This is a genomic window from Centipeda noxia ATCC 43541 (assembly GCF_000160555.1).
Taxonomy (GTDB): domain Bacteria; phylum Bacillota; class Negativicutes; order Selenomonadales; family Selenomonadaceae; genus Centipeda; species Centipeda noxia.
In genome coordinates this window covers 426,171-439,871 of the sequence record NZ_GG749280.1, presented here as the reverse complement: position 1 = coordinate 439,871, position 13,701 = coordinate 426,171, and the positions used below count along the sequence as shown (strand labels likewise).

Sequence of the window (13,701 nt, the reverse complement as noted above, 5' to 3'; positions counted from 1 at the left end):
GATGGGGGAAGCATGATGATACAGCCAATCAGCGATGCCTCGCTTCTCGGTGCCGCGGCGAATTCTTCCTATGATGCTGCGCGTACGAGTGCCGAGGAGAAGTCCTTTCAGGCGACGCTCGACGAGCTCCGGCGAAAGGCAGAAGCCGCGCACAGCAGTGCGGCAGCAGATCCGGCCGCGGGCTATGTGCCGAAGAATCCGATGTCGGATGCCGATGTGCAGGCGAAGAAGCTGCGCGAGGCATGCGAGGGCTTCGAGGCGATGTTCCTCAGTATGATGTACAAGCAGATGCGCGCGACGGTGCCCGAGAGCGGGCTGTTCGGAAAGAAATCCAACGCGATCAAGATCTTTGAGGATATGCGGGACACGGAGCTGATGAATGCAGCGGCTAAGAGCGGCGGCATCGGTTTGGCAGATATGATGTATAAGCAGCTGTCGCCAACCGTCGTCAAGAAGTGAGAGAAGAAATTTACGGTCATTTATAAGGGGAAGCTGTTTGCGCAGCATCCCCTTTTCTATTGCGGAGTTTTTCCGCTTGGTTTGGAGTATTTTATGCAATTTTTTAAGAAAATTTTTGTTCTTGCCGCAGTGCTCATGTTCGCGGTGTCTTCCTATGCTGCAGCGGCAGCGGGGCTCACCGGCATCCGTACGTCGAGCGGGGTGGAGCGTGACCGTATTGTGTTCGACCTCACACAGATGCCAGTCTATCATGTGACGCTTTCGGAAGACGGCCGCGAAGTGACCTTTGACTTTGCGGATACCAATGCGGCCGCGCTCAAACGCGCGGCCGTGCGCACGCGGCGCGTCGAGTCTGTCTCCTATACGAAGCGCGGCAGTCATTTCTATGTGACCGTCACGATGGCGAAGGGGATGGCCTATGAGATCGGCAACCTGACGAACCCGTTCCGCATTTTTCTCGATATCGCGCCGAAGGGAGCGGTCAAGACTCCGGCAGGGCCGGTACCGCCTGTGCCTGCAAAGCCTGAAAAGCCCACGGGAGGCGGTACGGCGGCGACGAAGCCGGAGAATCCGCAGCTCCCGATTCTGCGCGAGACAAAGCTTGCAGAGGGGCTTACGCAGCGTACGTATGTTTACGAGGATGCGGACGGGCGCGTGACGGCATATTTTGTTGAGGCGGACCCTGCGCGCTACAATGTGCGGCCCGCACTTGCGCGCGGCGTTATTCCCGGACGCCAGACTGTGAGCGGCATCGCGCGCGATACGAATGCTGCTGCCGCAGTCAATGCATCCTATTTTGCCGCAAACGGCGAGATTCTCGGCGTGACGAAGATCGACGGAACGATTGTCGGCACCACTTACTACGACCGCAGCGCATTCGGCGTGATGCCCGACGGCTCCTTCGTATTCGGCACGATTTCGTACAACGGTACGGTGAAAATCGATCAGGTGACGCTCCCCGTCTCGGGCGTCAACTCCGAGCGCGGCGAGAACAATCTCATCATCTACAACCGCGCCTACGGCAGATCGACGAAGACAAATCCCTACGGCCTTGAGTATGTGATTCGCGGGGGACGCGTGGCGGAGATCAATACGAACGATTCGGCGATCCCGGCGGATGGATATGTCGTCTCTGTGCACGGTACATCAATGGATGCCTTTGCGGGCGTGCGCGTAGGCGATCCGGCCGTACTTACGGAGCGCACGGGGACACCGTGGGACCGTGCCGTGCAGATTGTCGGGGCGGGACCGCGCCTCGTTGCGGACGGCAGTGTGCACGTGACGGCAGGCGAGGAGCAGTTCCCGGGCGACATTCGCTACGGACGCGCGCCGCGCAGTGCAGTGGGCGTGACAAAGAATGGAAATATTCTTCTGGCTGTGGTCGACGGGCGTCAGTCGCACAGTCACGGGCTGACGCTGACGGAGTTTGCGCAGCTGCTTGTGAAATTCGGCGTGCGTGACGCACTCAATCTGGACGGCGGCGGATCGTCGGCGCTCTATGCGGGCGGCACGGTCCTCAACGCGCCCTCCGACGGAACGGAGCGCTCTGTCGGGAGTGCGTTGATTCTGCAGCGAAAGCTCTGAGGACGAGCACATCGCACAGGGGACGCCGGCAGGTGCTCGGAGACTCTTGCGGGGGCTTGAAGAAAACTGCGGGATTTAGTAAAATCAGTAAAAACGATCATAGGAGTACGTTCGTTTCGAACGTACTCCTATTGCTGAAAGAGGTATGACGATGATTCCCAACATGAACTATGGCAGCCTGAAGGACTCCTATCTGTTCTACAACATTGCGCAGAAGACGAAGGCGTATATGGCAGAGCATCCGGACAAGCGACTGTACCGCATGGGCATCGGCGATGTGTCGCTGCCACTCTGTCCGGCAGTGATCCAAGCGCTGCATCGCGCGGTGGACGATCAGGCGGCACAGGAGACGTTCCACGGCTACATGCCCGAATGCGGCGCGCCGGAGCTGAGGGAAGCGATCGCCGGCTACTACGCCGGACGCGGCGTGCGGCTCGCACCGGAGGATGTGTTCGTCTCGAGCGGCGCGAGCGATGAACTGGGCGATATTCTGGACATCCTCGGGAGGGAAAAACGTGTCCTCATCATGGAGCCGGCGTACCCTGCCTACGTCGATGCAAATATCATTGCCGGCAATGACATCGTCCGCGTTTCCTCGTGCCGCGAAGACGGATTTTTGACGCTGCCCGATCCGTCGCTGCACGCCGACATCATCTATATCTGTTCGCCGAACAATCCCACGGGCGCGGTATTTTCCCGTGCGCATCTGAGGGCGTGGGTGGATTATGCCAATCAGATCGGGGCCGTCATCCTCTTTGATGCAGCCTATGAGGCCTTCATCGAGGATGAGGATATCGCGCACAGCATCTATGAAATCGAGGGAGCGAAAACCTGCGCCATCGAGATTTCCTCGCTCTCCAAGACGGCGGGATTCACAGGGACGCGCTTCGGCTATACCGTGATACCGCGGGAGCTGGAGCGGGGCGGTCTCTCCCTGAACGCCATGTGGGTCCGCAACAGAACCACTAAGACCAACGGCGTTTCCTATATTATCCAAAAGGGAGCGGCAGCCGTTTTTACCCCGGAGGGGCAGCACGAGATTCGGGAAAATATCAGCGTGTATAAGCGGAATGCAGCCTATCTGATGGCGGCGCTGGATACGCTCGGCATTTGGTACTGCGGCGGCAAAAACGCCCCCTATATATGGCTGCAGTGCCCGGATTCCATGGGCAGCTGGGAGTTCTTCGATTACCTTCTCCATGAGATACAGGTGGTTGGCACCCCCGGCGAGGGATTCGGCAGCGCCGGCGAGGGCTATTTCCGCTTCTCGACCTTTGGCGCACCGGCAGATACAGAGGAAGCAGCCAGACGGCTCGTGTCGCTGCTCGGAGGGCAGGGCGGCCGCGCGCGATAAGACCATGCGCCCGAAGCAGCCCCTATACTGCACAGAATCCCGGACCATCCGCGGGGACAGTCCTTCGGTTCACGTTATCATACAGGCAAAGATTGAACTGCGATCTTGTCCTGCACGGAACCGAAGGACTTTTTATATCATGCCGAAGAATCCTCTTTTTGCTGCAGAGAAATAATTTTGACGGTCTCAGCGCAATATGTTAAAATGTGTGGAGATTTATGACCTCCGAGCATTTTTTGATGAAGAAAGAACGGCGCTCCGCAGATGCGCCTGATGTAGGTGATACAACGTTGAATAACGACATGTTTGACGTCATACAGGCGGATCTCGAAATGCTTGAGCTGACGCTCACGGAAGCGATCGCCTCTGAAACGGCGCTCGTAACGGACATCGGGACGCACCTTGTCTCATCGGGCGGGAAGCGTCTGCGCCCTGCGCTCTTTCTGGTTGCGGCACGCGGAGGAACGTCGTTCGATCCCGCACGTGCAATGCCGATCGCGGCCGCATTGGAGCTTGTTCATACGGCCTCGCTCGTGCATGACGATGTCATTGATGAGGCGGATACGCGGCGCGGCGCTGCGACGGCGAATGCAAAATGGGGAAATCAGATCGCAATCCTGACGGGGGACTACATCTTTGCGCGCGCGTTTAAGCTCATTGCGGAAAAAGGATACGATTCGTCGATTTACGTCAAATTGGCGCAGCTCGTCTGCACGCTGAGCGAGGGGGAGATCCTCCAGGATCATACGGTCTATCAGGTGCCTAAGGACGAGAGCGCATACTATGAGCGCATCCGCAAGAAGACGGCGGACTTCCTTGAGATCTGCTGCGAGCTCGGCGCGATGATCGGCGGAATGAGCGCCGATGATACGGCGCGTATGGCGCAATACGGGCAGGCGCTCGGCATGGCGTTCCAGATCACGGATGATCTGCTGGACTTTCGGCAGACCTCGGAGCATATCGGGAAACCGGCGGGGCACGATCTCGCACAGGGCTATGTGACGCTGCCCGTCATTCGTGCCCTCTCCGTGCTCGATGCACATGGGCGTGCTGAGCTGACGGCTCTCGTTACGAATCCGAAAATGACGGAGGAGGAGGTCGCGCGTGCGCTCGATATCGTGCGCATGACGGACGGTTTGGATTATGCCCAAACGCAGGCAGATGCCTATTTGGAGCGCGCGAAGAACGTGCTGCCGGAGAAGCTGGACGAGCGCGTTCGTGAGACATGTCTCATGGCAGCGGATTTCATCGGGCGGAGAGAATTTTAGAGATAACGCGGCAGTACCGTGAGAAGGAGTCATCCATGTTTGGCATAGGCGTACCGGAGCTGATTTTGATTTTGGTGGTGGGGCTCATCGTATTCGGCCCCGGCAAACTCCCCGAGATGGGACGTACACTCGGCAAAGGGATTCGGGAGTTCCGCAAGGCATCGAATGCGCTGACGGCGGCGATCAATGCGCCGGAGCCTCCGCCTGTGCAGCCGACACAGCCGGCCCCGCAGCATCCCGTATCATCGGAACCCGCTGCAGAGCAGCAGACGGCATCGCCGACGATGCAAACGGCTGCGGCAGCGGTTGAGGCGCATGCAGCGGCGCAGAATGCGCCGGATGCAGAAAATAAAGCGTAGCATATTGTTTTAGGAGGTTCTTATGTTTGGATTGGGGGTACCCGAGCTCGTACTCATTCTCATCATCGGGCTTGTGATCTTTGGACCCGGACGTTTGCCGGACATCGGCAAAGCGCTCGGAAAGAGCATCAAGGAGTTCAAATCGGCCAACAATGAGGAGGAGACGCGGGCGGAGATCAATGTTACGGAAGAGGCAAAGCGTCTGCCGGAGAGCGAGAAGCCCGAGGCGAAGAGCTGACCCATGACAGAGGAATCGAGAGCGGCCGGCGCAGAGGAACAGGCGGATAAGACGCTGCCTCTCCCTGCTGCCGCCGACACGCAGGTGTCGTCTGTGCCTGTATCGGAGCCGGATCCAACGGGCGGAGAGGAACCGCCCGCAGAGGAGGACGACGGCAGCATGTCGCTTGTGGCGCATCTGACGGAGCTGCGCGCGCGGCTCATCAAATGCCTCCTCGCCGTTGCTGCCGGCTCTGCGGTCGGCTATTATTTCATTGACGATATCATGCACTATCTGACCGTTCCGGTTGGAAAGCTCTACTATATGCAGCCCGCGGAGGCGTTCTTTACCTATATCAAGATCGCTGTTGTCGTGGGCTTTCTTCTCGCGCTGCCGGTGATCTTTTACCATGTATGGCGCTTCTTTCTGCCTGCCCTTACGCGGGAGGAACGACTCGTGCTCGGGATCGTTGTCCCCGTGTCGGTTGGCCTTTTCTTCCTCGGACTCGCCTTCTCGTTCTTCCTCGTGTTTCCCGCAGCGATCCTATTCTTCAAAAGCTTCGGCAGCGCGGAGCTCGAGGCGATGTTTTCCGTAAACCGCTATTTCGAATTCGTCATTATGTTTGTGCTGCCGTTCGGCTTCGTCTTTGAACTGCCACTCATCATTACCATTCTCGGCAAGCTGGGCTTTATCTCGTCGGCATTCCTGCAAAAATATGCCCGGATTGTCATCTTTCTCTCGTTTGTCATCGCTGCCGTGATCTCGCCGACGCCGGATGTGTTCACGCAGTCGATGATCGCCCTGCCGATGATTGCGCTGTACGGCGTCGGCTATCTGATCGTTCGGTTTATACTGAGAAAGTAGGAGGGAAAATCTTGGCCTATAAGGATCTGCGCGAATACATTGCGGCGCTCGAGGAGCGCGGGCTTCTGAAGCGCATTGCGGCGGAGGTTGATCCGGAACTTGAGATTACCGAGATCACGGACCGCATCTCAAAGCTGGAGGGGGAGAAGAATGTCGCCCTCCTCTTCGAGAATGTCAGAGGCTCGAAGATGCCTGTGCTTATGAATGCATTCGGCAGCTACGAGCGCATGGCGCTCGCATTCGGCGTGGAGAAGCTCGACGATATTGCCGATGAGCTCACAGAGATCCTCAAGATCCCGCACATCTCCCTGCAGAATAAGATGAACCTCATGACACTGATCCCGATGGCGCGCAAGGCGATCAATTTCCCGAAATACGTGAAGAATGCGCCCTGCCAGGAGGTCATCGAGACGGAGAACCCGAATCTCGACGAGATTCCCATCCTGAAATGCTGGCCGGACGACGGCGGTCCGTTTGTGACCCTGCCGCTCGTCTTTACCAAGAATCCTGCAACGGGCAAGCGCAATGTCGGCATGTACCGCCTGCAGAAGTATGACAGCCGCACGACGGGCATGCACTGGCACATCCACAAGAACGGCGCGGAGAATTTCCGCGATATGAAGGAGCGCGGCGGCCAGCGCATCGAAGCGGCGGTCGCCATCGGCACGGACCCCGTTGTCACCTATGCGGCGACGGCACCGCTGCCGCGTGACATCGACGAGATGGTCTTTGCAGGCTTCCTCCGGCACAAATCCGTCGAGTTGGTGAAATGTGTGACGGTCGATCTCGAGGTGCCGGCGACAGCAGAGATCATCCTCGAAGGCTACGTTGATACGGATGAGATGCGCAGAGAGGGACCGTTCGGTGATCATACGGGCTACTACTCGCTCGCGGACGATTATCCGGTCTTTCACATCACGGCGATTACGCACCGCAAGGATCCGATCTATTCGGCGACGGTTGTCGGCAAACCGCCGATGGAGGACTGCTTCCTCGCAAAGGCCACGGAGCGCATTTTCCTCCCGCTGCTGAAGCAGATGCTCCCCGAGATCATCGATGTCAACATGCCGCTCGAGGGCGTGTTCCACGACTGTATTGTCGTCTCGATCAAGAAGCAGTTCCCGATGCACGCGCGTAAGGTCATGCATGCACTCTGGGGCATGGGACAGATGATGAACGTAAAGATGATCATTGTTGTGGATGCGCACGTGAACGTGCAGGACATGAAGGAAGTCTGGTGGCGCGTCTTCAACAACATCGATGCAAAATACGATCTCGAGATCGTGCAGGGGCCGCTGGATGTTCTTGATCACTCCTCGCCGATGGCAAAGTGGGGCTCGAAGCTCGGGATCGACGCGACCAAGACGTGGCCGGAGGAGGGGCACGCACGCGAGTGGCCTGATGAGATCGCAATGTCGGAGGAGATTGTAAAGCGCGTTGATGCGCGGTGGAAGGAGTTCGGTCTGGATTGAGCTGGTGGATGGAGCGCCTGCGGGCGCATATGAACAACACCGCTTTTCACCATACGGTGTTTTCCCTTCCGTTTGCTCTGATGGGAGCGCTCCTTGCTGCAGACGGGCATCCGCCCCTCAGTGATCTCGCCTGGATCGTGCTCGCCATTACGGCGGCGCGTTCGGCAGCGCTCGCACTCGACAACCTCGCCGATCTGAAATATGATGTGCAGCAGCCCCGCCTCACCTACCGTGCAATGGTGCAGGGCCGCGTGACAAAGAAGGAGGCGCTCGTCTTTATAGGCGTGTGCCTCCTTGTGCTTGTATTTGCGGTGCTGCAGCTGAACCCCGTCTGCATCCGCCTCCTGCCGTTTGCGGCGCTGCCCTTCCTCGTCTACCCCTTTCTGAAGCGTGTGACGGGATGGGTGCACCTTTTCCTCGGCATCGCGATCGGCATGGCTCCGGCGGGGGGATGGGTGGCGATCAGCGGTCGGATCGAACTGCCGATGATCGTGCTTTTCCTCGCAGTTGCGCTCTGGATCGCAGCGTTTGATGCGATGTACGGTGCGCAGGATGAGGCGTTTGACCGCAGCCAGGGACTCCACTCCCTCGCCGTTTCCTTTGGGGCACACGGCGCGTTCCGGATCGCGCGCGCGATGCACGTGCTGTCCATTCTGCTCTTTGCCCTGCTGGGGGGGATGATGCATCTCACGTGGCCGTATTTTATCGGCGTCGCCGTTGCGGCGGCAACGCTCGTCTATCAGCACCGCATTGCCGGGCCGACGGATTTCTCGCGGGTGACGCAGATGTACTTCATGCGCAACGGGATTGTGTCGATTGCAATTTTTATCTTTGCGTGGATGAGTTATTTGGTGTAAAATTTTTATCGGCACACATAGCCGAAAGGAGAGCGTATGGCACGCATTTTGTATGGGAAAGAATTTGCCGCGCGCATTAAGGCAAGCGCAGAACACGAGGCGCTGGCGCTGCGTGCACGCGGAATATATCCGCGCCTTGCCGTCATCATCGTCGGCAGTGACCCCGCGTCGGAAGTTTATGTCCGCAACAAGCAGAAGACGTGTGAGGAACTCGGCATTCTCTCGGATCATATTCCGATGCCGGAGGAGACGACGAAGGAGGAGCTGCTTGCGCGCATCGACGCGCTGAATGCGGACGATCATGTGCACGGCATCCTGGTACAGCTGCCGCTGCCCGCTGCGCTCGCAGGGAGCGAGGAGGAAGTCTTGAGCCGGATCGATCCGCGCAAGGATGTGGACGGCTTTCACCCCGTGAATGTCGGGCATCTCTTTATCGGCACGCCGGGGCTGCGCCCCTGTACGCCTGCGGGGTGTATCCGCATGCTGGAATATGCGGGCATCCCGATGGAGGGAGCACACGCCGTCATCATCGGACGCAGCAATATCGTGGGCAAGCCGATGGCCCATCTCCTGCTCGAACGCCATGCGACCGTTACCCTCTGTCACTCGCGGACGGCGCACCTCGCCGAGATCACGCGTGCGGCGGACATTCTCGTTGCGGCCGTCGGACGGCCGCGCTTTGTCACGGCGGATATGGTAAAGCCGGGCGCGACGGTGATTGATGTCGGCATCAACCGGATTGCGCCGAAGCAACTCGTCGGCGACGTGGACTTTGATGCGGCTGCCGAGGTCGCGGGAGCGATTACACCTGTGCCGGGCGGTGTCGGCCTCCTGACCGTGGCCATGCTGATGGAGAATGTCGTGCAGGCGGCGAAGGCCCAGAACGCATAAGGGGGGATCTTGATATGAAATCCGACGTTGAAATCGCGCGCGCGGCCAAGATGCGCCCGATTGCGGAGATTGCCGGCACGCTCGGGATTGCGGCAGAGCAGATCGAGCCCTACGGCAGATATAAGGCGAAGCTGACTGCCGAAGCGCTTGCCGGGCGCACGAAAAAAAACGGAAAGTTGATCCTTGTTACGGCCATCAATCCGACGCCGGCGGGCGAGGGGAAGACAACGACGAGCATCGGCCTCGCCGACGCACTCCACCGGCAGGGCAAGAAGACGGTTGTTGCTCTGCGCGAGCCCTCGCTCGGCCCCTGCTTCGGCATGAAGGGCGGCGCCGCGGGCGGCGGCTATGCGCAGGTTGTCCCGATGGAGGACATCAACCTCCATTTTACGGGGGATTTCCATGCCATTACGACCGCACACAACCTCCTTGCCGCGCTCATTGACAACCATATCTTTCAGGGCAATGCACTCGATCTCGATGTGAACCGCATCGTATGGAAGCGTGTCCTCGACATCAATGACCGCGCTCTGCGCCATGTAGTCACGGGCCTTGGCGGCCGCGTCCACGGGGTGCCGCGCGAGTCGGGCTTTGACATCACGGTCGCCTCGGAGATGATGGCGATCCTCTGTCTCGCCGACGGGCTCGCGGATATGAAGCACCGTCTCGGCCGCATCCTCATCGGCTACACGCGCAGCGGGCGTCCCGTTCATGCCGAGGAACTCGGTGCAACGGGAGCGCTGGCCCTGCTGTTTAAAGACGCGATCAAGCCGAACCTCGTACAGACCATCGAGGGGACGCCTGCGCTTATCCACGGCGGTCCCTTCGCAAATATCGCGCATGGGTGCAGCAGCGTCATGGCAACAAAATATGCGCTCAAATGTGCGGACTATGTTGTTACGGAGGCGGGCTTCGGCGCGGATCTCGGTGCGGAGAAGTTCTTTGACATCAAATGCCGCCTTGCGGGTCTGAAACCGGATGCGGCCGTTATTGTCGCCACCGTGCGCGCGCTCAAGATGAACGGCGGCGTACCGAAGGATGAACTCGGTACGGAGAACCTCGACGCGCTCAAGAGGGGGGCGGCGAATCTCGAAAAGCACATCGAGAACATCGGCAAGTTCGGACTGCCTGCTGTGGTTGCCGTCAACGTGTTCCCCACCGATACCGAGGCGGAGCTTTCTCTCCTCGAGGAACTCTGCGCGCGTCTCGGTGCACCTGCTGTGCGCTCCGAGGTCTGGGCAAAGGGCGGCGCAGGCGGACTTGCGCTCGCAGATGCGGTAGAGGCCGCGATCAAGAAGCCGTCCGATTTCCATCCGCTCTATGATGTGAAGAAGCCCATCGCGGAGAAGATTGAGATGATTGCCCGAGAAATTTACGGCGCAGACGGTGTGGACTTTACACCGGAGGCAAAGAAACAAATGACGGAGATGGAGATGCTCGGCATGACGGAAACACCCGTCTGCATGGCAAAGACGCAGTACTCCTTCTCGGACAACCCCGCACTGCTCGGACGCCCCGCGGGCTTCCGCATCACCGTGCGCGAGCTGCGCGCCTCCTGGGGTGCGGGCTTTATTGTCGCGCTCACGGGCAGCGTCCTCACGATGCCGGGACTGCCGAAAGTCCCGGCGGCAATGGGCATGGATATCACAGGAGACGGTGTCATTACGGGATTGTTCTGATGCAGAATATGGGATGATTGCAAGACGGAGCAGGGTGTATGGGGATGCCTGATATGACAATAAACGAACAACTTCGCCTTTTGTCCGCGCGCGGCGCGCATGAAGAACTCTGTGCGCTGGCACGGGAATATCTTGCGCGCAGCGCGGAGGAACAGGATGCGGATACGGCATATGCGGCGCGCGTGCTGCTCGGCGAAACGCTGCTCGGCATGACGGCAAAGTCGTTCGATGAGGACTGCTATATTGAGGGCGTCCACGCCCTGATGCAGGCTTACAACGAGCGCGGGAACGCAGGGATTTATGACCTCCTGTGTGGGCTTTCCCATGAACCCAATGCGGCGGCGATGTGTGCCAATTATGAGGCGAATCGCCGTATTCTTGCGTCCATGGAGGGGGCTCCTGCGCTCCCGGACTATGACCGGCTTCCCGTTGCTGTTTTTCCTTTGACCAATGATTACAGTGTGCTCTTTGACAAGGAGCGGCAGGCATTTCTCTTTCATGCACGCGAAAATGCGCTGCAGACGCTGTATCATACGCTGATCTTTTCGGATCTCACGCACGGCGGAGCCGCCCCTTGTATGGAACGATTTTCTCAGGACATACGGAACGATGAGATAAGTGATCTCGGCGTGCGGCTTACAGAAGCCGTTCGCATGCACGATTTCGGCGCATCAATGCAGGAGTGTGCGGAAAAGTATCATCGCCTGTATCCGTATGGGGAACTGTACGAAATATTTCATGCGGAAGCGGCACTTGACCGACAGGATATAGGTGCAGCACTTCGCTATGGGGAAGCGGCGTATGAAAAGCGGAAGATGAGTGCTGCTGCCTGCCGTCTGCTCTACCGTATTTATAAAGCTGCGGGACGGCTGGACCGCGCACTGCTTTTTTTAGTCGTCGGCAAGAGCTGCGACAGCATTGAGTTCCCCCAAAGCGACAGGGAAAAATGCATGCAGGCGCTCACGGCGGCCTATACAAATACGCAGTTTGCTCCCTTTGTTTCAAGAGCCTATTTGGATGCGGGGGCGATGAAGACGCATTTAGAGGCCGCCGTCTGTGCAGAACTGCCCCGCTTCTCCGATCAGCTTCCGGCTTACCGGACGGGCATCTACAATCCATATGGCCTCATGCATATTCGGTCGAAGGTGCTCGCACTTATGAATGCCGTGACAGAGCGGTATAACCTTCCCATTTTCAATGATTTCGTCTTTGATGTTATGAAGGCCGATGAAATGCGCGAGGCGAAGATTGCTCCTGCAGATGAGAGCCCCGTTCTTGTTCCCGTCGCCGCAGCGCGGGAGGAACAGGTGCTGACCTTTCAGAGCACGGGCTTTGAGCGGGCAATGATGCTTGCGCAGGGAGAATTTAATTTCTACCGCGCAGATAAGCCGGTAACAATCCGGTCAGCCGAGCCGTTTCTCGTCGGTGCGCCGATCGTCCTTCGCCACAGCCCCCAACGAAAAAAGTTTGTTCTGAATATCCTTGCCGACGGCCTCAGCTGGAAAGAAATACAGCAGGGGCGTTCTGTGCCGATGCCGAATGTCCTGCGGTTTTTCAGCAAAGGGGTGATCTTTGACAATCATTTCTCCATGGCTGAGTATACCTATCCGGCCCTCGCGACGATCGAGACAGGGCTGTATCAGCATCATACGCAGATCGCAGAGCCCGGGGTTCCCTTCGCGCTTGATCCGTCCTATGTGACAATCTCGGAGCAGATGAAGAAGCTCGGTTATTACTGTGCCAACATACAAAGCTGCGGGGCGGGAATATATAACGGTGCAACGCGCGGGTATGACCGGCTGATTGTAAATCACTGGATGATGCCGGCTGCTGAAGGCATTGAGCGCACGATTCGTCATCTCGAGACATTTGATGAATGCGACAGCTTTCTCTTTACGCATTTTGCGGATACGCATCCGTATAATGCGGATGTCAGTACACCGGCGTATGCGTCGGCGCATTTGCCCCTCTCAGACGTATTGCAGCCGCAGGATATGGGCGCATCGGTATTCCTGAAGCCGAACCCGCTCAGCCAATATGTCAATCACGGTGAAATTCGTGCAGCAGATCGGCAGTTAGGATATCTTTTCGACTACATCGAGCAGCACTATGCGGATGACGAGTACGTTGTTCTGCTCTATTCCGATCACGGCGCGTCGGTACACTCACGCAGCCCGTATCTCATGAGTGAGGAGCAGACGGGAGCGGCGCTGATGGCGCGCGGTGCCGGTGTACCGCAGCTGGGGCGCGTGGATGAACTCGTAAGCGCGGTTGATATCTATAAGATTCTCGGCAAACTTGCGGGCTATCCGATTGATGCGCCGTATCTGGACGGCAACCTGCCGGAGGCATTCGGCGGAACAAGGCGGGAGTATACGGTCAGCAATTCGATCTATCCGGGGCAGACGTATAAGATCTGCGTGCGTACGGAACGTCATGCGTTCCATCTGGAGACGGAGGAGTTTACGCGGGAGGACGGGACGATCTCTCTGGATCGATACAGCTATCATATCCATGAGCGGGACGAGAACTACCGCGAGGTATTTGACGATGCGCTGGCGCGGTATTTTCTGGATATTGTGCGGAACTATACGGAGAGCTTCCGACGCTGAAGCGAGCGGATGCAATTCCTTGCAAAAAGGATTGTTTTGTGCTAATCTTACCAGTGCAATTCATACAATAATACAGACGATGTGC

The 13,701-nt window shown here is 58.1% G+C and carries 12 protein-coding genes; all 12 read left to right on the top strand.

Annotated features, from left to right (window positions below):
• The first annotated feature begins 12 nt into the window (after positions 1–12).
• The 12 genes from HMPREF7545_RS06035 (at position 13) to HMPREF7545_RS05980 (ending at position 13,616) form a co-directional block, all read left to right on the top strand.
• Positions 13–459, top strand: a complete 447-nt coding sequence (locus HMPREF7545_RS06035) for a rod-binding protein (RefSeq protein ID WP_006694811.1) — start codon at positions 13–15, stop codon at positions 457–459.
• Between the two features lie 93 nt (positions 460–552).
• Positions 553–2,043 (top strand): phosphodiester glycosidase family protein, encoded by a 1,491-nt coding sequence (locus HMPREF7545_RS06030; RefSeq protein ID WP_006694810.1) that lies wholly within the window; start codon positions 553–555, stop codon positions 2,041–2,043.
• 145 nt (positions 2,044–2,188) lie between these two features.
• Positions 2,189–3,397, top strand: a complete 1,209-nt coding sequence (locus HMPREF7545_RS06025; RefSeq protein WP_006694809.1) for an LL-diaminopimelate aminotransferase — start codon at positions 2,189–2,191, stop codon at positions 3,395–3,397.
• 302 nt (positions 3,398–3,699) lie between these two features.
• Positions 3,700–4,665 carry a polyprenyl synthetase family protein gene (locus tag HMPREF7545_RS06020; protein WP_040571272.1) on the top strand — a complete coding sequence of 322 codons (966 nt, stop codon included), beginning with the start codon at positions 3,700–3,702 and terminating at the stop codon, positions 4,663–4,665.
• A gap of 35 nt (positions 4,666–4,700) precedes the next feature.
• A complete protein-coding gene (gene tatA / locus HMPREF7545_RS06015) occupies positions 4,701–5,024 on the top strand; it encodes a twin-arginine translocase TatA/TatE family subunit (protein WP_006694807.1) in 324 nt (107 codons plus the stop codon).
• 22 nt (positions 5,025–5,046) lie between these two features.
• Positions 5,047–5,262: a twin-arginine translocase TatA/TatE family subunit gene (tatA, locus tag HMPREF7545_RS06010; RefSeq protein ID WP_006694806.1), complete on the top strand. Its 216-nt coding sequence runs from the start codon at positions 5,047–5,049 to the stop codon at positions 5,260–5,262.
• A gap of 3 nt (positions 5,263–5,265) precedes the next feature.
• Positions 5,266–6,105, top strand: coding sequence for a twin-arginine translocase subunit TatC (tatC, locus tag HMPREF7545_RS06005; RefSeq protein WP_006694805.1), 840 nt, complete (start codon positions 5,266–5,268; stop codon positions 6,103–6,105).
• 11 nt (positions 6,106–6,116) lie between these two features.
• Positions 6,117–7,577 (top strand): menaquinone biosynthesis decarboxylase, encoded by a 1,461-nt coding sequence (locus HMPREF7545_RS06000; RefSeq protein ID WP_006694804.1) that lies wholly within the window; start codon positions 6,117–6,119, stop codon positions 7,575–7,577.
• Positions 7,578–7,585: 8 nt separating this feature from the next.
• Entirely contained in the window at positions 7,586–8,434 is an 849-nt protein-coding gene (locus HMPREF7545_RS05995) for a 4-hydroxybenzoate octaprenyltransferase (protein WP_006694803.1), read from the top strand.
• A gap of 36 nt (positions 8,435–8,470) precedes the next feature.
• Positions 8,471–9,325, top strand: a complete 855-nt coding sequence (gene folD / locus HMPREF7545_RS05990; protein ID WP_006694802.1) for a bifunctional methylenetetrahydrofolate dehydrogenase/methenyltetrahydrofolate cyclohydrolase FolD — start codon at positions 8,471–8,473, stop codon at positions 9,323–9,325.
• A gap of 14 nt (positions 9,326–9,339) precedes the next feature.
• Complete coding sequence (locus tag HMPREF7545_RS05985; RefSeq protein ID WP_006694801.1) at positions 9,340–11,004, top strand: formate--tetrahydrofolate ligase; 1,665 nt, start codon at positions 9,340–9,342, stop codon at positions 11,002–11,004.
• Positions 11,005–11,057: 53 nt separating this feature from the next.
• A complete protein-coding gene (locus HMPREF7545_RS05980; RefSeq protein WP_248681278.1) occupies positions 11,058–13,616 on the top strand; it encodes a sulfatase-like hydrolase/transferase in 2,559 nt (852 codons plus the stop codon).
• Positions 13,617–13,701: the final 85 nt, after the last annotated feature.

Bases quoted from the DNA above. Each gene is read 5' to 3' on its own strand.
- HMPREF7545_RS06035 (WP_006694811.1), top strand. From the start codon at position 13: ATGATGATACAGCCAATCAGCGATGCCTCGCTTCTCGGTGCCGCGGCG.
- HMPREF7545_RS06030 (WP_006694810.1), top strand. From the start codon at position 553: ATGCAATTTTTTAAGAAAATTTTTGTTCTTGCCGCAGTGCTCATGTTC.
- HMPREF7545_RS06025 (WP_006694809.1), top strand. From the start codon at position 2,189: ATGACGATGATTCCCAACATGAACTATGGCAGCCTGAAGGACTCCTAT.
- HMPREF7545_RS06020 (WP_040571272.1), top strand. From the start codon at position 3,700: ATGTTTGACGTCATACAGGCGGATCTCGAAATGCTTGAGCTGACGCTC.
- tatA (WP_006694807.1), top strand. From the start codon at position 4,701: ATGTTTGGCATAGGCGTACCGGAGCTGATTTTGATTTTGGTGGTGGGG.
- tatA (WP_006694806.1), top strand. From the start codon at position 5,047: ATGTTTGGATTGGGGGTACCCGAGCTCGTACTCATTCTCATCATCGGG.
- tatC (WP_006694805.1), top strand. From the start codon at position 5,266: ATGACAGAGGAATCGAGAGCGGCCGGCGCAGAGGAACAGGCGGATAAG.
- HMPREF7545_RS05995 (WP_006694803.1), top strand. From the start codon at position 7,586: ATGGAGCGCCTGCGGGCGCATATGAACAACACCGCTTTTCACCATACG.
- folD (WP_006694802.1), top strand. From the start codon at position 8,471: ATGGCACGCATTTTGTATGGGAAAGAATTTGCCGCGCGCATTAAGGCA.
- HMPREF7545_RS05985 (WP_006694801.1), top strand. From the start codon at position 9,340: ATGAAATCCGACGTTGAAATCGCGCGCGCGGCCAAGATGCGCCCGATT.
- HMPREF7545_RS05980 (WP_248681278.1), top strand. From the start codon at position 11,058: ATGACAATAAACGAACAACTTCGCCTTTTGTCCGCGCGCGGCGCGCAT.